Raw genomic sequence first — 18,247 nt, 5'->3', positions numbered from 1 at the left:
CGCAGCCATACACCTTGCCCACACGAGGAGCGCGACGCAGCAGGTTTGCGTTAGTGCCGCACAACCGGCCCATTACCGGAAAAAGATCCATCTCGCCCCGCCGGTGAATTCCGACAGTGCCATCTGGGCGCAGAGGTCTCAGTGGCGTCAGCCCCTGAGGTCGCGCCGGGAGAACGCCCAGCAGCCAAGGGCGATCAGCACCGCGCACAGCGCCCAGACCAGCGCGATACCGCCCCGGCCGTTGCCCGTCGCCAGGGGGCTCTCGCCAAAGGCCCAGTGGTAGGGGGAGGCGACCAGCATCCACTCCAGGGTGGAGCTCGACTCACCGACCGCGTTCAGGCCGTAGCCGAGCACGGCGATACCGACACCGGCACCGACGGACCAGGCCCGCCGCCCGGTGAGCGCGCCAACCGCCAACGCGCACGCCCCAGACAGCAGGCCCAGGCCGGCCCAGGCAACGGTCACTGTCACCAGGTGTCCCGCCGACAGTGACAACTGTGCGGGGCCATTCAGGGCGAGGATGAGCACGACGCTGACCACGGCGAGGAGGACGATCCGCACGACCAGTGCCACCACAGTCTCCGCCACGTACTGCACCCGCCCGACCGCGTGGGCCATCGTCAGCTCTAGGCGGCCGCTTTCCTCCGCACCCGCGATCGAGTACGACCCCCAGGTAGTCGCGGCTGCGACAACCAGGAGGAAGCCGATAAGGCCAAAGTAGGTGGCCTGCGCGTAGCCCGCACCTGTGGCGATCTGGTCAAAGCCAAGGGTGTCGCTTACGCCGACTGGCATGGTGTCGATCATCTCGCGCAGTTCAGGTGTACGCAGCGAGGGGTAGACAGGCAGGTAAAGAAGGATGATAGCCGCCAGGCCGGCTGACCAGCCCAGCAGCCCGCGCCTGCCCTCCCCGAGCTGGCGCCGCAGGACCGGAACGGCCGTGGTGGCCCGGGCGGGGGAATCTGTGGTCCCAGCAAAGGCAGTGGTGGCTGATCCGGACGTGGTCATGATGCGTCTCCCGTGTGCTCGTACAGGCTGAGGACGGTCTCCTCCAGGTCAGGCTCCTCAATAGTGAGGTCGCGCACCGTGAAGCGGGACAGGGACTTGACAAGCGGGTCAGCCTGCCCCCGCAGCACGCCGGAGAAACCGACCTGGTCCTCGCCGATGCTGTGCAGGTCAAGGTCCTCGAGGTCGTCAACCCGGTCGGGGCCCGCGAGCGCCTCCCGGACCTCCTCCACGGTCGTGCCGCTGAGCAACCCTCGCACCCGGGAGGTGCCGGTGAGCCGTAGCGAGGCGATACCACCCTCAGCCACGATCCTGCCCTGGGCGAGCACGGCGGCGAGGTCCGCGCTGTGCTGGATCTCGCTGAGGACGTGCGAGCTGAGCAGCACAGTCTGGCCGGCCTCGCGCGCCTCGCGCACCAGAGCGAGAAACTCCCGCTGGACGAGGGGATCGAGCCCGCTGGTGGGCTCGTCCAGGATCAACAGCTCGGGGCGGTGCATGAACGCCTGGATCAGCCCCAGCTTCTGACGGTTGCCTTTGGAGAGGGTACGTACCGGTCGGCGGAGGTCGAGGTCCAGGCGCTCGGCGAGCTCGTCAGTCACGCCGGGGGCCACCGGGCCGCTGATGTCGGCGAGGTGGCGCAGCAGCGAGGCACCGCTGGTGCGCTCATTCAGCCTCAGCTCGCCCGGCAGGTAGCCGATACGGCGCCGAAGCCCCGGCCTGGACGAGCGCGGTGCGTGCCCCAGGACTGAGACTGACCCGCTGGTGGGTCGGATAATGTCCACCAGCATGCGCAGCACGGTCGTCTTGCCAGCACCGTTGGGGCCGATGAGCCCGTACACCGAGCCGCGCTCGACGGCCAGGTCGATACCGCGCACGGCGTGGACCTTCCCGAACTTCTTGTGCAGGGACCTGACCTTGATGACGCTATTCATAGTCTCTCTTCCGGGTGAACGAGGGCCGTCAGCGGTTAAAGGGTGCTGGTGACGATGGGAACGCCGCCGCAGCACCCTCAGTGGTAGAGCGGCTCACGGCACCTCGCCACAAGACACGATTGAACAGGCGTTTAACACCTTAGAGGCGCCCCGTCCCACTGTCAACCCCTTGCGGCACAACCTCGCAGGAGCGGACCGGGGCCGCCCAGCGCCAGCTGGCGGCACGGCGGGCTTGAGCGCGATGGGGGATAGCAGACACGTCCCTGACGATGTGCCGCCGGGCGGGCACGCACAGAAGAAGCGGCCGCGACAGCAGTGTCGCGGCCGCAGAGAAGTCCCGCCCTGGCTCAGCCTCAGACGCAGGACCCGGACGCCCCAACCCGGCCGGGGCTTAGAAGTCCCAGTCCTCGTCCTGGGTGGCCTCGGCGGTGCCCATGACGTAGGAGGAGCCCGAGCCGGAGAAGAAGTCGTGGTTCTCGTCCGCGTTGGGTGACAGGGAGGCCAGGATCGCCGGGCTGACGTCGGTGGCCTCGGCCGGGAACAGTGCCTCGTAGCCCAGGTTCATCAGCGCCTTGTTGGCGTTGTAGCGCAGGAACTTCTTGACGTCCTCGGTCAGCCCGAGCTCGTCGTAGAGATCCTCGGTGTACTGCTCCTCGTTGTCGTAGAGCTCCATGACCAGGTCGAAGGTGTAGTCCTTGAGCTCGGCCTGGCGGGCCGGGGAGGACTCGCGTACGGCCAGCTGGTACTTGTAGCCGATGTAGTAGCCGTGGACCGCCTCGTCGCGGATGATGAGGCGGATGAGGTCGGCGGTGTTGGTCAGCTTGGCGTGGCTGGACCAGTACATGGGGGCGTAGAAGCCGGAGTAGAAGAGGAAGGACTCCAGCATGGTGGAGGCCACCTTGCGCTTCTCAGCGTCCTCCCCCCGGTAGTAGTCCAGGATAATGCGTGCCTTGCGCTGGAGGTTCTCGTTCTCCTCGCTCCAGCGGAAGGCCTCGTCGATCTCAGCGGTGGAGATGAGAGTGGAGAAGATCGAGGAGTAGGAGCGGGCGTGGACGGACTCCATGAAGGCGATGTTGGTCAGCACCGCCTCCTCGTGGGGGGTGCGCGCGTCAGGGATGAGGGAGACCGCCCCCACGGTGCCCTGGATGGTATCCAGCAAGGTGAGGCCGGTGAACACGCGGGTGGTCATGTTCTTCTCCGCCTCGGTGAGGGTGGCCCAGGACTGGACGTCGTTGGACAGCGGGACCTTCTCCGGCAGCCAGAAGTTGCCCGTCAGGCGGTCCCAGACCTCCAGGTCCTTGTCGTCGACAAGCCGGTTCCAGTTGATGGCCTGGACACGGTCGAGAAGCGTGATCGGCTCAGGCATGGGTCCTCCTGGTGGTGCGCGACGCTGGTCCTGTGGTGCCGCCATGCTACCGACGCCGCCGCGCGGAGACGACGGCGACCCGAACCGCACGCCTGCGGATCATCTCACGGCAGCACAGCCTCACAGCCGCTGACCCCGCCCCCCGGCAACCGAGGGACAATCACACCATGGCCGACTCCTTTGCATCCTCCGCTGTACCACCCCTGACCCCTGACTCCGCCTCCGACCCCTCCGCCCCGTCTCCCCTTTTTCGCACCGGCTCCGCCGAGGCCCTGCTGCTCGGCCTGGTCGACCATCTAGCTACGGCTCTTGGCGAGGCTCCGTCCCGCCTCGTCGTCGGCCTGGCCGGGGCGCCGGGCTCGGGCAAGTCGACCCTGGCCACCCGGCTCCAGGACCTCCTGGCCCAGCGTGGTCTCCTGGCCGGCGCCGTCCCCATGGACGGGTTCCACCTCTCCAACGCCGTCCTGGACGCCCTGGGGCGCCACGACCGCAAGGGCGCGCCCGACACCTTCGACGTGGAGGGGCTCCTCGCCACCCTCGACCGGGTCCGCGCCCAGGACCTCCCGGAGGTCCTGGCCCCGGTCTACCGCCGGGACCTGCACGAGCCCGTGGCCGCAGGCACGCTGGTAAGCGGGCCGGGGGCCGTCGTCACCGAGGGGAACTACCTGGCGCTGGACTCCTACGGCTGGCAGGAGGTGAGGACCCGGATCGACCTGCTGGTCTTCCTGGAGGTGCCCGAGGAGGAGCTGGTGGCCCGCCTGGTCACCCGCCACCAGGACTTCGGCCGCAGCGCCGCCGACGCCGGGCACTGGGTGCGCACCGTGGACCTGCCCAACGCCCGGCTGGTCGCCTCCTCCGCCTCGCGCTGCCACGAGGTGTGGACACTGGCGACCACCTCTGAGACGATCCCAGATCAATGACGCACAACAAATGAAGCGCTCTTTGGGTAACAGACTGCCTCGGGAGGTCGCAAGCTGTTTGCTGCGCACTAGGGTGAGCCAAGTATGTCGTATCAAATGATCGTCACCCAGGAGGAGACCATGCCTCGCCACCGCCGTGCGGCACTGCTGGCCACGTCCACGATGGTGGCAGCCACCGCCGTCGCCGGGTCACTCGCCTCAGACCCCCGCAGCAGCTACTACGCCAGCCTGCGCAAGCCGTCATGGACCCCGCCCGGCTCAGCTTTCCCTCTTGTCTGGAGCGCGCTCTACACGACCATCGCCGCCACCACGGGTCCTACACTTGCCGAACTGCGGGAGGCCGACACGAAGACGCAGGACTGGGAGGCCGCAGGCTACCTGTGCGCCACCACGGTCAACCTGGCGCTCAACGCCGGGTGGACCTGGGTCTTCTTCCGGGCGAGGAACCCTGGCCTGTCTGCAGCGTGGGCCGCTACCCTCACGCTCAGCTCCGTAGGGCTGGTCCAGCGCACCTTCCAGGTCAAGATGGCACGCGGGGTGGCTCTGGCCCCCTACGCGGGCTGGACCGCCTTCGCCACGGCACTGTCCACCGCTATCTGGCGGATGAACCGCTAAGAGGACCGAGAGGACAGGCCTGAGGAGGCCAGCGCCCCCGAGGTCAGAGAACGAGGCTGAGCAGCATAACTGTTGCCAGGGCCACCACGGAGACCAGGCACTCCATCAGCGACCAGGTCCTCAGCGTCTGTCCCACGCTCATACCGAAGTACTCCTTGACCAGCCAGAACCCGGCGTCGTTGACGTGGGACAGGAAGACTGACCCCGCCCCCAGCGCCAGCACCAGCAGGGCCGTTGTCGACGCGTCCATCCCGGCGGCGACAGGTGCCATGATGCCGGAGGCCGTGACAGTGGCTACTGTCGCCGAGCCGGTAGCCAGGCGCACCGCCACCGCGACCAGCCAGCCTGCCAGCAGCGGGGACAGGCTCGCCCCCTGGATAGCCTGAGCCATGACGTCAGCCACGCCAGAGTCCACCAGGGTCTGCTTAAATCCTCCTCCGGCACCCACGATGAGCAGGATGCCCGCCACGGGACCGAGAGAGGCACCGACCCGGTCGCTGACCTCCTGGGCGGAGTCCCCCTGGAGTCTGCCCAGGAGCACCAGTCCCAGGACAGTGGTGACCAGGAGGGCCACCACGGGTGTGCCCAGGAAGGTAGCGGCCGTGTAGAGCGGTGAGTCCTGGGCGTCGGCCGCGGTCGTCTCCACCACTGTGCGCAGCAGCATGAGGACCACCGGCAGCAGCACGATCGACAGTGACACGGCAAAGGTGGGGCGCCTGAGCCGTTCCGTCTCCTCCTGCTGCCCGCCGGGAGGGCTGCCTGCCTGGAGCGGGACCCAGCGTGCCATGTAGCGGGCAGCCAGAGGACCGGAGACGACGACGGTCGGCACCGCGACTACCAGCCCCAGACCCAGCGTCAGGCCGAGGTCGGCCCCCACGGCGTCGATGGCGATAAGCGGTCCCGGGTGCGGGGGCACCAGGCCGTGCAGGGCGGACAGGCCCGCCAGGGCGGGGATGCCCACCAGGATCACCGGCAGAGCGCAGCGGCGGGCGACCAGCATGACGATCGGGATCAACAGGACCACCCCGACCTCGAAGAACAGCGGGATCCCGATGACGAAGGCGGTCAGGGCCATCGCCCAGGGCAGCAGGGGGACCCGGGCGCGCTCCAGGACAGTGTCGACGATCCGGTCGGCACCCCCGGACTCGATGAGAAAGGTCCCGATGACCGCGCCCAGGGCAATGAGCACGCCCACGTCCCCGACCGTGCTCCCCAGCCCCTCGGTGAAGGAGGTGAAGGAGTCGGCCAGCGGGACACCTGCGGCCACTGCCATGGTGACTGAGCCCAGTATCAGGGACAGGAAGGGGTGCAGCCTGAGCCAGGTGATGAGGACGACGATGACGGCGATACCGACCACGGCGGCAACGACCAGCTGGGTGTCGCTGCCGGAGGCGGTCTCGGCGCCGGGGGCCGCCGTCGCAGCCAGAGCCGCCGGGGCGGGCGTCCCAGCCGGGGCGGGCGAGATAGGGGCGGGTGAGGTAGTGAGACTAGCCGCAGGGGCTGGCAACGGGGTCAGCACGGGAGTCAGCATCTCCCGGCCTCCACGTCCAGCAGCTCCAGCGACTCCAGGACGGCCGTCACCGTCGCCTCCGGGCTGGAAGAGCCGGATACCACGACCACGCCGTCCTCATCGTCCTCCAAGGGCTCCAGGGTGGCCAGCTGGGAGGGCAGGAGGCTGGCTGGCATGAAGTGTCCCTCCCGCTGAGCCATGCGGCGGCGTAGCTCCACCTCCTGAACCTGCAGGTGGACAAAGCGCACCCGGCCCTGCGCCTGGGCCAGCAGGTCCCGGTAGGAGCGCTTGAGGGCGGAGCAGGTGACAATAGTGGAGGACCCCTGCGCGGCCCGCTCACTCATCCAGCCGCGCAGGGAGTCCAGCCACGGCCAGCGGTCGGCGTCGGTGAGCGGAGTGCCCGCGCGCATCTTCGCGATGTTGGCGCCGGGGTGGAAGTCGTCGGCCTCGGCGACGGGCCAGCCCAGGACACGGGCGAGGCCGTTGGCGGTCGTGGTCTTCCCGCAGCCAGCGACCCCCATGACGACGAGGTGGGTCACCGGCTGGGAGACAGTGCGGCCCGCTGCGAGGCCGGGGCTGGTGCCTCCTGAGGCGCTGGGATCAGTCATCGCTCCTCCTTGAGTGTCATCCTGTGTCTGGCTCGTACCTGGTGTGCGTCAGCCGCACGCAGCCCGGAGGGCGGAGGGTGCCGACCGGCGCTGGCGCCCTCAGCCACTAAGGTCCTCCATCTCCTCCAGTTCCCTGCCCTTGGTCTCGGCAATCGAGCGCAGGACGAAGACGAAGGACAGCAGCGCACAGACGGCATAGAGCCCGTAGGCGAAGGTCAGCCCGATGTCAGACAGGACAGGGAAGGTGGTGGAGACGACAAAGTTGGCAACCCACTGGGCGGCGGCCGCCACCGCCAGCGCCCCGGCGCGGATCCGGTTGGGGAACATCTCCCCCAGCAGTACCCACACCAGCGGGCCCCAGGTAGCGCCGAAGGCGACAACGAAGAGGTTGGCGCAGACCAGGGCGACAGGCGCCCACGGCGCCTCCAGGACGACCTCCCCGCCCTCGACCGTGGCGAAGGAGAAGGCCAGGGCCATCAGCCCCAGCGCCACGGTCATCACCACCGAGCCGACCAGCAGCATGGGTCGGCGTCCCACCCGGTCCACCAGGAGGATTGCCACGATTGTCACCACGATGTTGGTCACCGAGGTAATGACGCTGATCGTCAGGGCGTCAGACTCCTCGAAGCCGACAGTGCGCCACAAGGTGGTGGAGTAGTAGAAGATGACGTTGATCCCCACGAACTGCTGGAAGACGGACAGCAGGATGCCCACCCACACCACCGGCTTGAGCCCCAAGCGCGGCCCGCGCAGGTCAGACAGCGACTCTCGCCTCTCAGAGTCGATGGTGGAGCGGATCTCCTCGATCTTGAGGTTGACGTTGACCACACCGGTGAAGTCGTAGAGCACCTGGGAGGCCTTGTCGTAGCGGCCCCTGGCCACCAGGAAGCGCGGTGACTCCGGCAGGCGGAAGGCAAAGAGGCCGTAGAGGACGGCGGGCACGGCCTCCGCCATGAACATCCACCGCCACGCGGGCCGCCCCATCCACAGGATCTCCGCGGCCCCGCCGGCCGTGCCGGCGAACCAGGTGTCGGACAGCAACGCCGTAAAGATACCGATGACGATGGCCAGCTGCTGGAGGGAACCCAGGCGTCCCCGTACCGAGGCCGGTGAGACCTCGGCGATGTAGGCGGGGGCGATGACGGAGGCCGCACCCACACCCAGCCCACCTACCAGGCGCCAGGCGATGAAGTCGATGATACCCACGGCCAGGCCGGACCCCAGAGCAGAGACCACGAAGAGCAGGGCCGCAACGAGCATGACCGGTACGCGTCCCAGCCGGTTGGCGACCGGCCCGGCGAACCAGGCGCCAACGGCGCAGCCGATAAGGGCGGAGGACACGGAGAACCCGGTGAGGGCTGGGCTCAGGGCAAAGTCACCTGCCAAGGCGTCAACGGCCCCGTTGATGACGGCGGTGTCGAAGCCGAAGAGAAAGCCACCCAGCGCTGCAGCCACACAGATGCCAATGACGCGGGCGTTGAGGCGGCTGACAGCGGAGGTAGGCGGTGAGGTAGGTGGTTGTGGTCCTGCGGAGGTGCCTGCCATGTCTGGGTCCTGACGTCGTCGTGAGGCCGAGTGCTGGTCCGTGCAGCGTGGTCCTAGCGCCCGAGCCCGGGCCGTCCTGATCGCGGCGGCAGGCGCTGCTCAGCGCCGCTCCAGAACGGCACGGCACATCCGAACGGCACGGCACATCCGGCGGGCGCTCGCCTCCAGGCTACGCGGCCTTGCCGCAGTACGCCAGTGCCCCCGGTCCGGTCCCAACCCTGTTTGCGGCTCTGGCCTCAGTCCTGGCCTCGGCTCCGACGCTGGCCCCGAGGGCTGGGGCCAGCCCTGCCCTCGCCACGGATCAGGCCTTGACTCTGGCCCAGGCCTGTACGGCCCTGTCCTCGGCGCTGGCCTTGGCCTGTACGGCCCCGCCTGTCCCGCGCTCCCGGGCCTTTCCCCGCTTCTCCAGCTCCCGCTTCTCCAGGGCCTGAGCGCACCTGCCGTGGTCGTAGTCGGCGTCGTAGTCGGCCCTTCCGTCCACTCCGACCACTACTAAAGCGACCCGCGCGAGCTGCTGGTCCGTGGGCTGCGGCCCACGACGTCGGCCACACCTTCCGTGGCCCTACCGAAAGGAGGTGGACCATGTCCCACCCACTCTCCCCGGACTCCGCCTTCCGGGGCCTCGCACGTGCCGTGCTCCAGGTGGCTCTCACCGGCAGCAGGCACATCGTGGCCGGGCTCGTGACCATCGTAGCCGGGATCCTGGCAGTCGCAGCCGGGCTGCTACGAGTCGCCCTAGGCATCCCGGCCGCGCTCATCACTGCGGTGGCCCGGTTCGCCGTAGCAGCCTCCAAGAGACTCGCACCCGGCTGGGGATGGTGGGCGGTCGGGGGAATATGCACGATTGCGGTCGCCTGCGGACTCTGGTCTGTTCACGAGCTCATTCCTGCCGCGTCCCTGTTTCTGTGTTTCTGTGCGGTCCCCTGCTCATTGGCTGCGTCTGGATGATGCCAGGGTGCTTACGTCCCTACCACGACGCCCGTCGACACCTGAGGCAGGACGTCGTCGCCTCGACGGTGCTCGCCCTGTCTATGACGCAGCTCAGCAGCACAGACTCCGTCATTGAGCAGATCGTCTTCAACAATTCCGTCAGCGCGATCCTTCTCGGGTTCCTGGTCCTCTACCCGTGGCTGGGCCTGATCAAGGCACTCCTGTCACTGAACCATGAGTACTGGCAGCGCCGCCGTGGGGACACCGACCCGGGCAGCACCGGGACCCCGGCCAGCTAGCCGGTGCAGGTAGCCCCCTGGCCGGTCTCCCGCCACGCGGGGAGGACCGGCCAGGGGGCTGCTGACAGCTCAGCAGGATCTTGCGAGCACGTCCGCCGCGAGGCAGGCATGTATACATGTCTACCTCGGTCCTCAGCCTCCGCCTTCCTGATGACCTCAAGGACCGTCTTGACCGTCTCAGCGCGCAGACAGGCCGACCCGCGTCATTCCACGTGCGCCAGGCGCTTACTGAGCGGCTCGACAGGGTCGCACAAGGATCCTTGGTGCCCTGCAAGCCATCGGCCCCCTGTGAGGACCCCTGGTCCCGTGGTCAGGCTCTTACCGGTCCTCTCGCCGGGCTGTGGTGCTATCGGTTCGGCGACTACCGGATCGTGTGCAGCATCGACGGCACGCGCCTGGTCGTCCTAGTTATCCGGGTCGGTCACAAGTCCAAAATTTACCGGGCTGACAGGCTCGAGAGCCCACCGCCCGGGCACACCCGAGTATGCAGGGTCAGGAGCATGCAGGGTCGAGCTCGAGGAGCCGGTCCCACCGATCGCATACCCCACGCAGGGAAACCGGCCGGGGTAGCGCGGTCAGCGCTCCGGGACACCGGCAGCAGTCCCCTGGAGGCGGTCACAAGACGGTACTGCGGACGCGCGTTGCCCCGGTACCGCGTCAAGCCACGCCTAGGCTGGCTCAGCAGCCACCGGTCACGGCTGCGCCTGTCCTGGCGCCCACCGGAAAGGAGACATCTGGTGGACTCCCACCGCCGCCCCGCGTCTACCGTCCGCACCGGCCGCCTGATGGGGCTGCTTGGCGGCCGAGCCTGGCTGGCTGCCCACCTGGTCACCTCGACCAGGGACTGCGCACAGGCAGCCACCAGGACAGCGAGCAGGGCACTGCGGACCCTCGCCAGCGCGATGTTCCGCCTCACCCGGGGAGCTGACCGGAGCCTCGCCCCCGACTGGGGGTGGTGGGCGCTGGCGTGCGGCGTCATCGTCACGATCGCCGCCGGGATCCGTGTCCGCACGGGCAGCCCGCTGACCGAGATCGTGCTCTACGGCATACCTCCCGCCCTGGGCTGCGCCTGGATGATGCCAGCGTGCCTGCGTCCCTACGACGACGCCCGGCGGCACCTGAGGGAGAACATCGCCGCACCCTGGCTGCTCGTCGTCATTCTGGTCCCCAGCAATGCGGACGACCAGGTCAGGCAGATTGTGGCCAGTTCACCGGTGCGCACGACGCTTGCCGCGCTGCTGGCCGTCTACACCTGGCTGGGCGTGTGCCAGGCCATTCTGTCCGTACACCACGACTACCGGGAGCGGCGCCTCACGCAGACCCCCACCACGCGTAAAACAACAAGAACGTCATAGGACAACATGGCAGCCTGTTGTCCTATGACGTTTTTGTCGCCTGAGCACGCACCCCCGCCTGAGCACGCGGCTAAGGGAGCGACGTCGCTTCCGACGCCACGAGGACCGACAGGATTGACGCCGCACGTGACGACTGGTGGTATGAGTGCATGACGGGCACACAGGACCGACCTCGCGTGCGCGCCGCTGACGTTGCCGCTGCCGCCGGGGTCTCTGCCACGGCCGTCTCCTTCGTGCTCAATGGGCGCGACGTCGGCAACATCGCGCCCGCGACCCGGCAGCGAGTCCTCCAGGCCGCAGAGGAGCTGGGCTACCGGCCCAACTATGTGGCCCGAAGCCTGCGGCGCAGCACGACCAGCTCCATCGGCCTAGTCACCGACGCCTTCGCTTCCTCACCCTTCGGCGGCAGGCTCCTGGCCGCTGCCACCGAGACCGCCGAGGCCGCCGACCACGTCCTGCTCATGATGGACCTCGGCCACCGCACCGACCAGGTAGCCGAGGCCGTCGCCGCCCTGGAGAGCCGTCAGGTCGACGCCATCATCTACGCCGCCATGGGCTTCACCCAGCTGGACGAAGTCCCCGCCTCCCGCGTCCCCCTGGTACTGGCCAACTGCGTAGCGCGAGAACCAGGCCACCCCTCGGTCAGTCCTGACGACGCAGGCGGGGCCACCGCCGCCCTGCGCCACCTAGCCGACCTGGGACACCGTCGTGTCGCTATGCTGTGCGGCCACTACACCCCCGGGGCGCAGGAGACCAAGGTCGGTAACGTGTCGGGCCCCATTCGTTGGCAGGCCTTCAGTGCGGCCGCCGAGGAGGCCGGGATCCAGGCTCACCACGTGGGCCGCGGGTGGTCGATCTCCGACGGCCACGCGGCAGCCACACAGGCCCTGGACGCCCCTGCCTCCCGGCGGCCGACGGCGTTCTTCGCCGTGTGCGACAGGGTGGCCACGGGTGCCCTGCTAGCCGCGACCCGCCTTGGGGCCACCGTCCCCGAGGATCTGTCGCTCGTCGGCTTCGACGACCAGGAGGCCCTTGCCGAGGACCTGGTGCCCCCGCTGACCACCGTCGCCCTGCCGCACGCTCGCATGGGGGAGGCAGCGGTCGAGCTGGCAGTCGCCGTCGCGCGCGGCAAGCAGCCCGCTCAGCCGCACCAGGTCCTGCCTTGTCCCCTCATCATGCGCGGCTCGACGGGGCGTCCCCGCTGAGCGGCAGCACCGCTGACTGGTGTCCGCGCTGGCCGACCGCCCCGCTGGCCGACGGTGTGCCCTCAGGCAGCCAGCCGCAGCGGTGTCAGGGGACCCGGGGGACGACGTCACGGACCTCAGCCGCGCCCTCACTTGGTACCAGCAGCGTCCAGGGCTCGTCGTGCCGCCACGTGAAGGGCAGGCCCGAGACCCGGTACAGCTCGACCACAGCGCCATCGACCCAGACCTGGTCTCCTGGGACGAGCTCGTACGTTCCCAGCTCAGGGTGGCACAGCAGCGTCCCCTTCCCAGCAGCCTCCCCGACAGTCTCTGCGGCAGCGCCCCCGACGACGTCAACCACCCACCGTCGTTCGCCAAGGCCTACCTCCCCGGCTGGCAGGCAGCGCGGCAGGCCAGGCGCCAGGGCGCGGGCGGCACCGGGATCAACCCGACTGGTCACTACGCCGTCCACCAGCCGCAGACGACGTGGCAGGCTCAGGCAGCCAGCGTGGTCGCGTACCTCAGGGTCCTGGTGACCCTGGCGAACCCAGCCGATGAGCAGCGGCTCGCCGTTGTCGCACAGAGGCGGCGCCTGCCCGTCAGGCGCCACGACCGGACCGCCCCCGCCCTGGTCGATGCCATGCTGCGACCCTGCGACCACGACCTGGGGCGCGTACAGGCTGGAGCCCCCGTCCACCACCTGGGCGGACCGGACGACAAACCGCCAGCTCCCGCCCTTCTCCACGAGGTCACCAACAGCAGCGGCAACCGTGCCCAGCACCCCGCTTACCTGCAGGGACACGATGAGCACCCAGCGCCCTCCAAGGGGGAACAGCTGGGGGCACTCCCAGATATCCGCCTTGCCCACCACAGCCCTCAGGACGGGATCGTCAGCGACGAGGACCCCGTTGTAGCGCCAGGACAGCTCGTTACCGCGGTCGAACATAAGGACGGCGGGGGTTCCGTCGCCCATACCCGCCCCGAGGACCGCCAGCCGTCGCCCGGCGTGCTCTAGGACAAAGGGGTCACGCATGACTGCGACACCGTCGGCCTCAGGTGTGTGCCCGACGACGACGGGCGCCCCCCAGTCCCGCAGATCGGGACTGCCCCACCGCAGGCAGATCGTGGACTGCAAGGAGTCGTCAGCAATACCGGAGTAGGCCACGGCAGGCCTGTCGTGGCCAGGGACAAACACCCCTGACCAGCAGCCGAAGGCGTCCGGCGCCCCCGGTGAGGGGGAGAAGGCCACCGGCTGGAGGTCCCAGTCGGCCAGGTCCTGGCTCGTGGCGTGTCCCCAGACGATCTGCTCGTGCACGGGGGCGGTCGGGTTGTGCTGGAAGAACACGTGCCACACGCCGTTGAGAAGGACCATGCCGTTGGGGTCGTTGAGCCACCCGCTGCCGGGACGTAGGTGGTAGCTGGTCGTGGGTGCAGTCATAGGGGTGCTCCTGTCGGCGGTGTCCATCGGCACCAGGCACGCTCAAGGGTGCGAGCGAGCGGCGCGTACGTTCTCATGCCGGCTCCTGCCAGACTCAGCGGTGCGAGCCGGCAGTCAGCCCTTCGCGCAGCGTGCGCTGCCCGAAGACGAACACAAGGAAGGCCGGGATCATGGACAGCACCACGCCCGCCAGCACGGTAGCCACCGAGCCGGTCCCCATGTTCCCCTGGAGGGAGACCAGCCCCAGGGGCAACGTGAAGTTCTGCTCGCTGATAGTCATGATCAGCGGACGGAAGAACTCGTTCCAGTGTGTGTTGAACGCCAGGATCCCCACGATCGCCATCCCCGGCATCGCCAGCGGCGCGTAGACGGAGATGAAGGTCCGCCACGGGCCGGCTCCATCAAGTTCTGCAGCCTCCCCCAGCTCGGCGGGCAGACCCAGGAAGTACTGACGCATGAGAAAGGTGCCGAATGCCGTAGGGACGGCGGGCAGGATGAGCGCTAGCAGGGTGTCCGCCAGGCCCATGCCCCGCACAAGCATGAACACGGGCACGATAATCACTTGCATGGGCACCATCATGGTGGCCAGGATGAGCGCGAACAGGAGGTTCTTTCCACGGAACTCGAAGCGTGCGAAGACATATCCTGCCATCGCAGCCGACAGCATCTGGCCCACGGCGATGAGCGCGGTGACAAGCACCGAGTTGAGGATAAGCATCCACATGTTGACCTCCCGGAACACCGCCGGGTAGGAGGAGAGGTCAAGGCTTGAGGGGATGACCGAGCTGTCGGTGGCCAGGGACTCCGAGGGCGGCCGCATCGAGGACAGGACCGTCCAGATGACCGGGGCGAGGGTCGCCAGGGCCGCCAAGGTGAGGACGGTATAGGTAGCGACCTTCCTGATGTCGATCTTCCTCACGGCGGTCCTCCTCACGTCGGGGTTCTGTGCGTCGGGGCTCTTCACGTCAGGGTTTGTCATGTCAGAACTCCTCAGCCGTAGAAGACGTAGCGGCGGGACAGACGGAACTGGAGTGCCGTGACCAGCATGATGACGGCGGTCAGGACGATCCCGATGGCTGAGGCCCGACCGAACTCCAGCTGCCTGAACGCGGACTCATAGATCACCATGACGGCCGTCCTGGTCGAGTCACCGGGGCCACCACGGGTGAGCACGTAGGGCTGGTCGAAGATCTGCAGCGCAGCGATGATCGCCATAACGGAGGCGACCAGCGTCGTGGGGCTCACCAGGGGGAAGGTGATTCTCCAGAACTGCCGCCAGCCCGTGGCGCCGTCAACCTGTGCGGCCTCGTAGACCTCCTTGGGGATCGAGGACAGGCCCCCCAGGAACAGCAGGAAGGAGAAACCGAAGTTCTGCCAGACGTAGACGAGGATGACCACGACCATCGCCCCGCGCGTGGAGGTCAGCCAGGCGACGTTGCCGATGCCGAACAGGTTGAGAAAGTGGTTGACCAGGCCGAAGTTCTCGTTGAACAGGTAGCTCATGATGATCGACACAGAGGCTGCCGACAGAACCAGCGGGAAGAACAGCACCGAGCGGAAGAACGACCGGAGCATGGTCGGCATCCTGGTGTTGACCAGGACCGCGAGCGCCAGGGCGACGCTGAGCTGGAGGACGACGGCGATAGCGACGAAGCCGATGGTGTTGAGGAAGGACACCCGGATCGTCGGGTCAGAGGCGATGTCGGCGAAGTTGCCCAGGCCGACGAACTGAGGCGGGGTGATAATGTCCCAGGAGAAGAAGGCCAGCAGGACCGAGGCCAGGATCGGCAGGAAGGTGAACAGTCCCAGCCCGACAAGACTGGGGGCCAGGAACAGCCAGATGAGGAGCGTGCGCTGCATTGTCATGCCTCCAGGGCTCTGCTGAGGTCGGCGTCCAGGCGCTCCAGGGCTGCGGGCAGAGCGGCGGCAGAGCCGGTGACGGCTCCCAGGACGTTCTTGATGAGTGCGGTCTCCACCGCTGCCTGCTGGGGCGGCGCGGGGATCGGGACGCAAGGAAAGCGGTCAAGAGTGTCGTAGAAAACCTTCCAGTGGGCAGGGCCCTTGCCCGTGTACAGGTCCTCGTTGCACATGGAACGGCGGGTGGGAGTGGTGCTGGGTGCCGGGAAGGCCAGCTGCATCCCCTCCAGCGACGTGCAGAACTTCACCCACTCCCAGGCCTCGTCCTGGCGCTGCGAGGTCCGCAGGACCGCGTAGCCGGAGGCTCCGAACTGGTGGCGCTGGGAGCGCCAGGCGGGGAAGTAGGTGACGTCGTAGTCCTCGGGGGTGAGCCCGGCCGCGTTGAGTCCCTCGACCCAGAAGCCCCCAGCGGGGGTCATGCCGATGGAGCCTCCGGAGAACTGGCCAACAAGCTCGTTACCTCCACCCTGGGCGGGGCTGGTCCCCAGCCCCTCCTCCACCAGGGCGCGCACGAACTCGAAGGACTCGGCGACCCTGGGGTCAGAGGCATTGGAGCCCTCCCACAGGTAGCCGCCGGAGTAGGCGCCCTGGTGGTCGGGGTAGAAGCGGTCCCACAGCCAGTCCCCGCCCGGGGCCTTCTCCTCGGTGAGGAAGCTGGTGTCGTTGACGTAGAGCCAGGGGACGATTCCTCCCCACAGGCGGTTGGTCCAGTAGAAGGGCACGAACCCCCGGCCACCCGCCTGCCTCATCTGACGCGCCATGTCCAGGAAGTCCTCGTGGGTCCAGGTCTCTGGCGGGTAGGACACTCCTGCCCGCTGCATCGCCTCGGTGCTCAGGTACATGTTGGCGGCGTTGAAGTCGATAGGCATCTGGTAGAGGGAGCCCTTGTACATGAAGGCCTCGATGAGGCTGGGGTGGACGTCGTCGAAGTAGTCCTGCACCTCCTCCGCGTCCCGCCTGACGAACCTGTCCAACGGCTCGGCAAGGCGCTCGGCAAAGAGCTGGGCACCCTCAGTGGCGACGACGCAGACGTCAGGGGAGGTGCCTGCCGCCACCATGGTGAGGATCTTGGCGAAGAAGTCCGCCCAGTCCGTGCCCTGGACGGCCTGGAGGCGGACAGGGATGTCGGGGTGGTGGACGTTGAACGCCTCGACGAGGGACTGTCGCGCTGCAGCGTCCTGGTTGGTCCCCAGGATCGCGATCTGGAGCGAGTCGTCGCGGCGCCCCGGGATGTCCCCACCGGTGAGGCGTGGCCACTGGCCGCCAAGGAGGGCAGCGGTGCCCACCCCTGCCGCCCCTGCCAGTAGCCCACGCCTGGTGAGCTGTGTCATCGTTGACCTCCTACCTAATTCGATTTAGGCAGGACAACTATGAGACGCTCCGCACACCGGTGTCAAGAGTGTTCTATACGGAAAATTTGCGGCGACCGTGGGCGGGGCCGCCAGGTCCCACGTGCCCCGGCACAGCGGTCGAGGTGGCAGGAGAGGCTGGCTAGGACAGCTCGTAGACGACCCCGCTGGCCCGTTCCTGGCCGGGCTCCAGCACGGGGGCACCCAGGTGCTCGCCGGAGCGGTCCGGACCGAACAGGGGCGCGCTCGCGGGCTCGACACCAAGCACCCACCCGCCCCGGGTCGGGTGGACCCACTGCATGCAGCGCGGGAGCTCGGCGCCATCCCAGCTCATCGTCAGACGGACGGCATCCTCGGGCGCGGTCACCACGGCCTGCACGGCCCCGGGGGCGAACCCGGTGTGCTCCCACACGCCCTCAATGACCTCGTCTGTGGGCTCCGGGAAGGCCTGCCAGCCCAGCCTCTCGGCCTCCGGCGTGCGCGGGGTGCGTGTGCTGCCGGGGACCTCGACCCGCGTCCCGGGAAGGACGAGCGGGGCGCCGAGGTTGGAGTGGTAGAGAATCGGCACCGCGGCGGGCACAGGCCCGGTGTTGCGGATGGTGTCGCGGACCTCCACCCTGGGGCGGTCCACGCCCACGGTGATCTTCCGCTTGACGAGGACGTGGCGACCGAAGACCACCGAGGAGTCGATCGCGCCGCTGACCTCGACGCTACCGTCATCAAGTCGGCGCACGGCGACGTCGGAGGCCGGGGTGAGGTGGTGCGTGCCGTGGAGGCCGTGCCCCTGCTCGGGCGGGCCAATGTGGTCGACGCCGGAGGTGACCAGCAGGCCACCGCCAAAGCGCCCGATCCAGCCCTCGTCAGCGGGGTCGACGGCGCCGCCCCGAGGCCCCAGCGCCGAGCGCCAGGACACCGGGATGCTGTTGAACCACAGGGAGCCGAGGTCGAGGCCCCGGTCGGGGAGGACCTCCACACTCACCCCGCCCAGCGTGGTGACCCGCAGCGCCCGCGAGCCCGGGCCGGAGCGCGGGTCCCTCACCTCCTCCCGGACCTCGGCGACGGCATCGGGCTGGGCCACCAGCCCCGCCGCCAGCAGCTCGCGTGCGGACAGGCTCGTGGATGTGGCTGCGGACGGGTTGACTGGCGAGTTGGCGGACGTGGTTGCGGACGGGTTCATGGTTGTGCTCCGTTCTGGTCGCAGGCTTCGCCATGGCGCGTGTCACCACCATAAGGGATAATGGCGGGTTGTGGGCCGGGTCACCAAGGAGCACCCCGAC

At 68.4% G+C, this 18,247-nt stretch carries 18 protein-coding genes and 1 pseudogene; 7 read left to right on the top strand and 12 right to left on the bottom strand.

Features of this window, described 5'->3' with window-relative positions; translation table 11 throughout:
* Nucleotides 1-147 precede the first annotated feature (147 nt).
* From D4740_RS03045 to nrdF, 3 genes are all read right to left on the bottom strand, one after another.
* A complete protein-coding gene (locus tag D4740_RS03045) occupies nt 148-1,005 on the bottom strand; it encodes an ABC transporter permease subunit (RefSeq protein WP_119835454.1) in 858 nt (285 codons plus the stop codon).
* Nucleotides 1,002-1,934, bottom strand: a complete 933-nt coding sequence (locus tag D4740_RS03040; protein WP_119835453.1) for an ABC transporter ATP-binding protein — start codon at nt 1,932-1,934, stop codon at nt 1,002-1,004. The genes D4740_RS03045 and D4740_RS03040 overlap by 4 nt, the downstream gene beginning before the upstream one ends.
* Before the next feature lie 391 nt (nt 1,935-2,325).
* Nucleotides 2,326-3,300 carry a class 1b ribonucleoside-diphosphate reductase subunit beta gene (nrdF, locus tag D4740_RS03035; RefSeq protein ID WP_119835452.1) on the bottom strand — a complete coding sequence of 325 codons (975 nt, stop codon included), beginning with the start codon at nt 3,298-3,300 and terminating at the stop codon, nt 2,326-2,328.
* A gap of 167 nt (nt 3,301-3,467) precedes the next feature.
* Between nrdF and D4740_RS03030 the strand changes: the two genes are divergently transcribed.
* Complete coding sequence (locus D4740_RS03030; RefSeq protein ID WP_119835451.1) at nt 3,468-4,220, top strand: AAA family ATPase; 753 nt, start codon at nt 3,468-3,470, stop codon at nt 4,218-4,220.
* A 120-nt stretch (nt 4,221-4,340) separates the two neighbouring features.
* Entirely contained in the window at nt 4,341-4,835 is a 495-nt protein-coding gene (locus tag D4740_RS03025; RefSeq protein ID WP_119835614.1) for a TspO/MBR family protein, read from the top strand.
* 43 nt (nt 4,836-4,878) lie between these two features.
* Here the strand turns inward: D4740_RS03025 and D4740_RS03020 are convergent, their stop codons facing one another.
* From D4740_RS03020 to D4740_RS03005, 4 genes are all read right to left on the bottom strand, one after another.
* Nucleotides 4,879-6,366: a GntP family permease gene (locus tag D4740_RS03020; protein WP_119835450.1), complete on the bottom strand. Its 1,488-nt coding sequence runs from the start codon at nt 6,364-6,366 to the stop codon at nt 4,879-4,881.
* Entirely contained in the window at nt 6,360-6,953 is a 594-nt protein-coding gene (locus D4740_RS03015; RefSeq protein ID WP_119835449.1) for a gluconokinase, read from the bottom strand. The genes D4740_RS03020 and D4740_RS03015 overlap by 7 nt, the downstream gene beginning before the upstream one ends.
* A gap of 99 nt (nt 6,954-7,052) precedes the next feature.
* On the bottom strand, nt 7,053-8,498 hold the full coding sequence (locus D4740_RS03010; RefSeq protein ID WP_119835448.1) for a sugar porter family MFS transporter: 1,446 nt from the start codon (nt 8,496-8,498) through the stop codon (nt 7,053-7,055).
* A 301-nt stretch (nt 8,499-8,799) separates the two neighbouring features.
* A complete protein-coding gene (locus D4740_RS03005; protein ID WP_147392830.1) occupies nt 8,800-8,979 on the bottom strand; it encodes a hypothetical protein in 180 nt (59 codons plus the stop codon).
* Between the two features lie 101 nt (nt 8,980-9,080).
* Here D4740_RS03005 and D4740_RS03000 point away from each other — a divergent pair, with 101 nt between their 5' ends.
* The 5 genes and pseudogenes from D4740_RS03000 to D4740_RS02985 all read left to right on the top strand — a co-directional run bounded on the left by D4740_RS03000 (nt 9,081) and on the right by D4740_RS02985 (nt 12,287).
* A complete protein-coding gene (locus D4740_RS03000) occupies nt 9,081-9,446 on the top strand; it encodes a hypothetical protein (RefSeq protein WP_119835446.1) in 366 nt (121 codons plus the stop codon).
* Nucleotides 9,443-9,727: a hypothetical protein gene (locus D4740_RS02995; RefSeq protein WP_147392829.1), complete on the top strand. Its 285-nt coding sequence runs from the start codon at nt 9,443-9,445 to the stop codon at nt 9,725-9,727. Before D4740_RS03000 ends, D4740_RS02995 begins: the two co-directional genes overlap by 4 nt.
* A gap of 116 nt (nt 9,728-9,843) precedes the next feature.
* Nucleotides 9,844-10,155 (top strand): annotated as a pseudogene (locus tag D4740_RS13150) (type II toxin-antitoxin system RelE/ParE family toxin); the annotation flags it as partial.
* A gap of 309 nt (nt 10,156-10,464) precedes the next feature.
* Nucleotides 10,465-11,082, top strand: coding sequence for a hypothetical protein (locus D4740_RS13145; RefSeq protein WP_259390648.1), 618 nt, complete (start codon nt 10,465-10,467; stop codon nt 11,080-11,082).
* 176 nt (nt 11,083-11,258) lie between these two features.
* Nucleotides 11,259-12,287: a LacI family DNA-binding transcriptional regulator gene (locus D4740_RS02985; RefSeq protein ID WP_243106811.1), complete on the top strand. Its 1,029-nt coding sequence runs from the start codon at nt 11,259-11,261 to the stop codon at nt 12,285-12,287.
* 85 nt (nt 12,288-12,372) lie between these two features.
* Here the strand turns inward: D4740_RS02985 and D4740_RS02980 are convergent, their stop codons facing one another.
* From D4740_RS02980 to D4740_RS02960, 5 genes are all read right to left on the bottom strand, one after another.
* Nucleotides 12,373-13,704 carry a glycoside hydrolase family 32 protein gene (locus D4740_RS02980; RefSeq protein WP_182911325.1) on the bottom strand — a complete coding sequence of 444 codons (1,332 nt, stop codon included), beginning with the start codon at nt 13,702-13,704 and terminating at the stop codon, nt 12,373-12,375.
* 94 nt (nt 13,705-13,798) lie between these two features.
* Nucleotides 13,799-14,683, bottom strand: a complete 885-nt coding sequence (locus tag D4740_RS02975; RefSeq protein WP_182911324.1) for a carbohydrate ABC transporter permease — start codon at nt 14,681-14,683, stop codon at nt 13,799-13,801.
* Between the two features lie 11 nt (nt 14,684-14,694).
* Nucleotides 14,695-15,570 carry a carbohydrate ABC transporter permease gene (locus D4740_RS02970; protein ID WP_259390627.1) on the bottom strand — a complete coding sequence of 292 codons (876 nt, stop codon included), beginning with the start codon at nt 15,568-15,570 and terminating at the stop codon, nt 14,695-14,697.
* Nucleotides 15,567-16,952, bottom strand: a complete 1,386-nt coding sequence (locus D4740_RS02965) for an extracellular solute-binding protein (protein ID WP_119835440.1) — start codon at nt 16,950-16,952, stop codon at nt 15,567-15,569. Before D4740_RS02965 ends, D4740_RS02970 begins: the two co-directional genes overlap by 4 nt.
* A 160-nt stretch (nt 16,953-17,112) precedes the next feature.
* The gene (locus tag D4740_RS02960; protein WP_119835439.1) at nt 17,113-18,147 is read right to left on the bottom strand and encodes a DUF4432 family protein; all 1,035 of its coding nucleotides are present in this window, start codon (nt 18,145-18,147) and stop codon (nt 17,113-17,115) included.
* Between the last annotated feature and the right edge of the window lie 100 nt (nt 18,148-18,247).

This window comes from Actinomyces sp. 2119 (genome assembly GCF_003591215.1).
In the GTDB taxonomy this organism is placed as follows: domain Bacteria; phylum Actinomycetota; class Actinomycetes; order Actinomycetales; family Actinomycetaceae; genus Actinomyces; species Actinomyces lilanjuaniae.
This window is presented reverse-complemented; position numbering and strand designations above follow the sequence as displayed.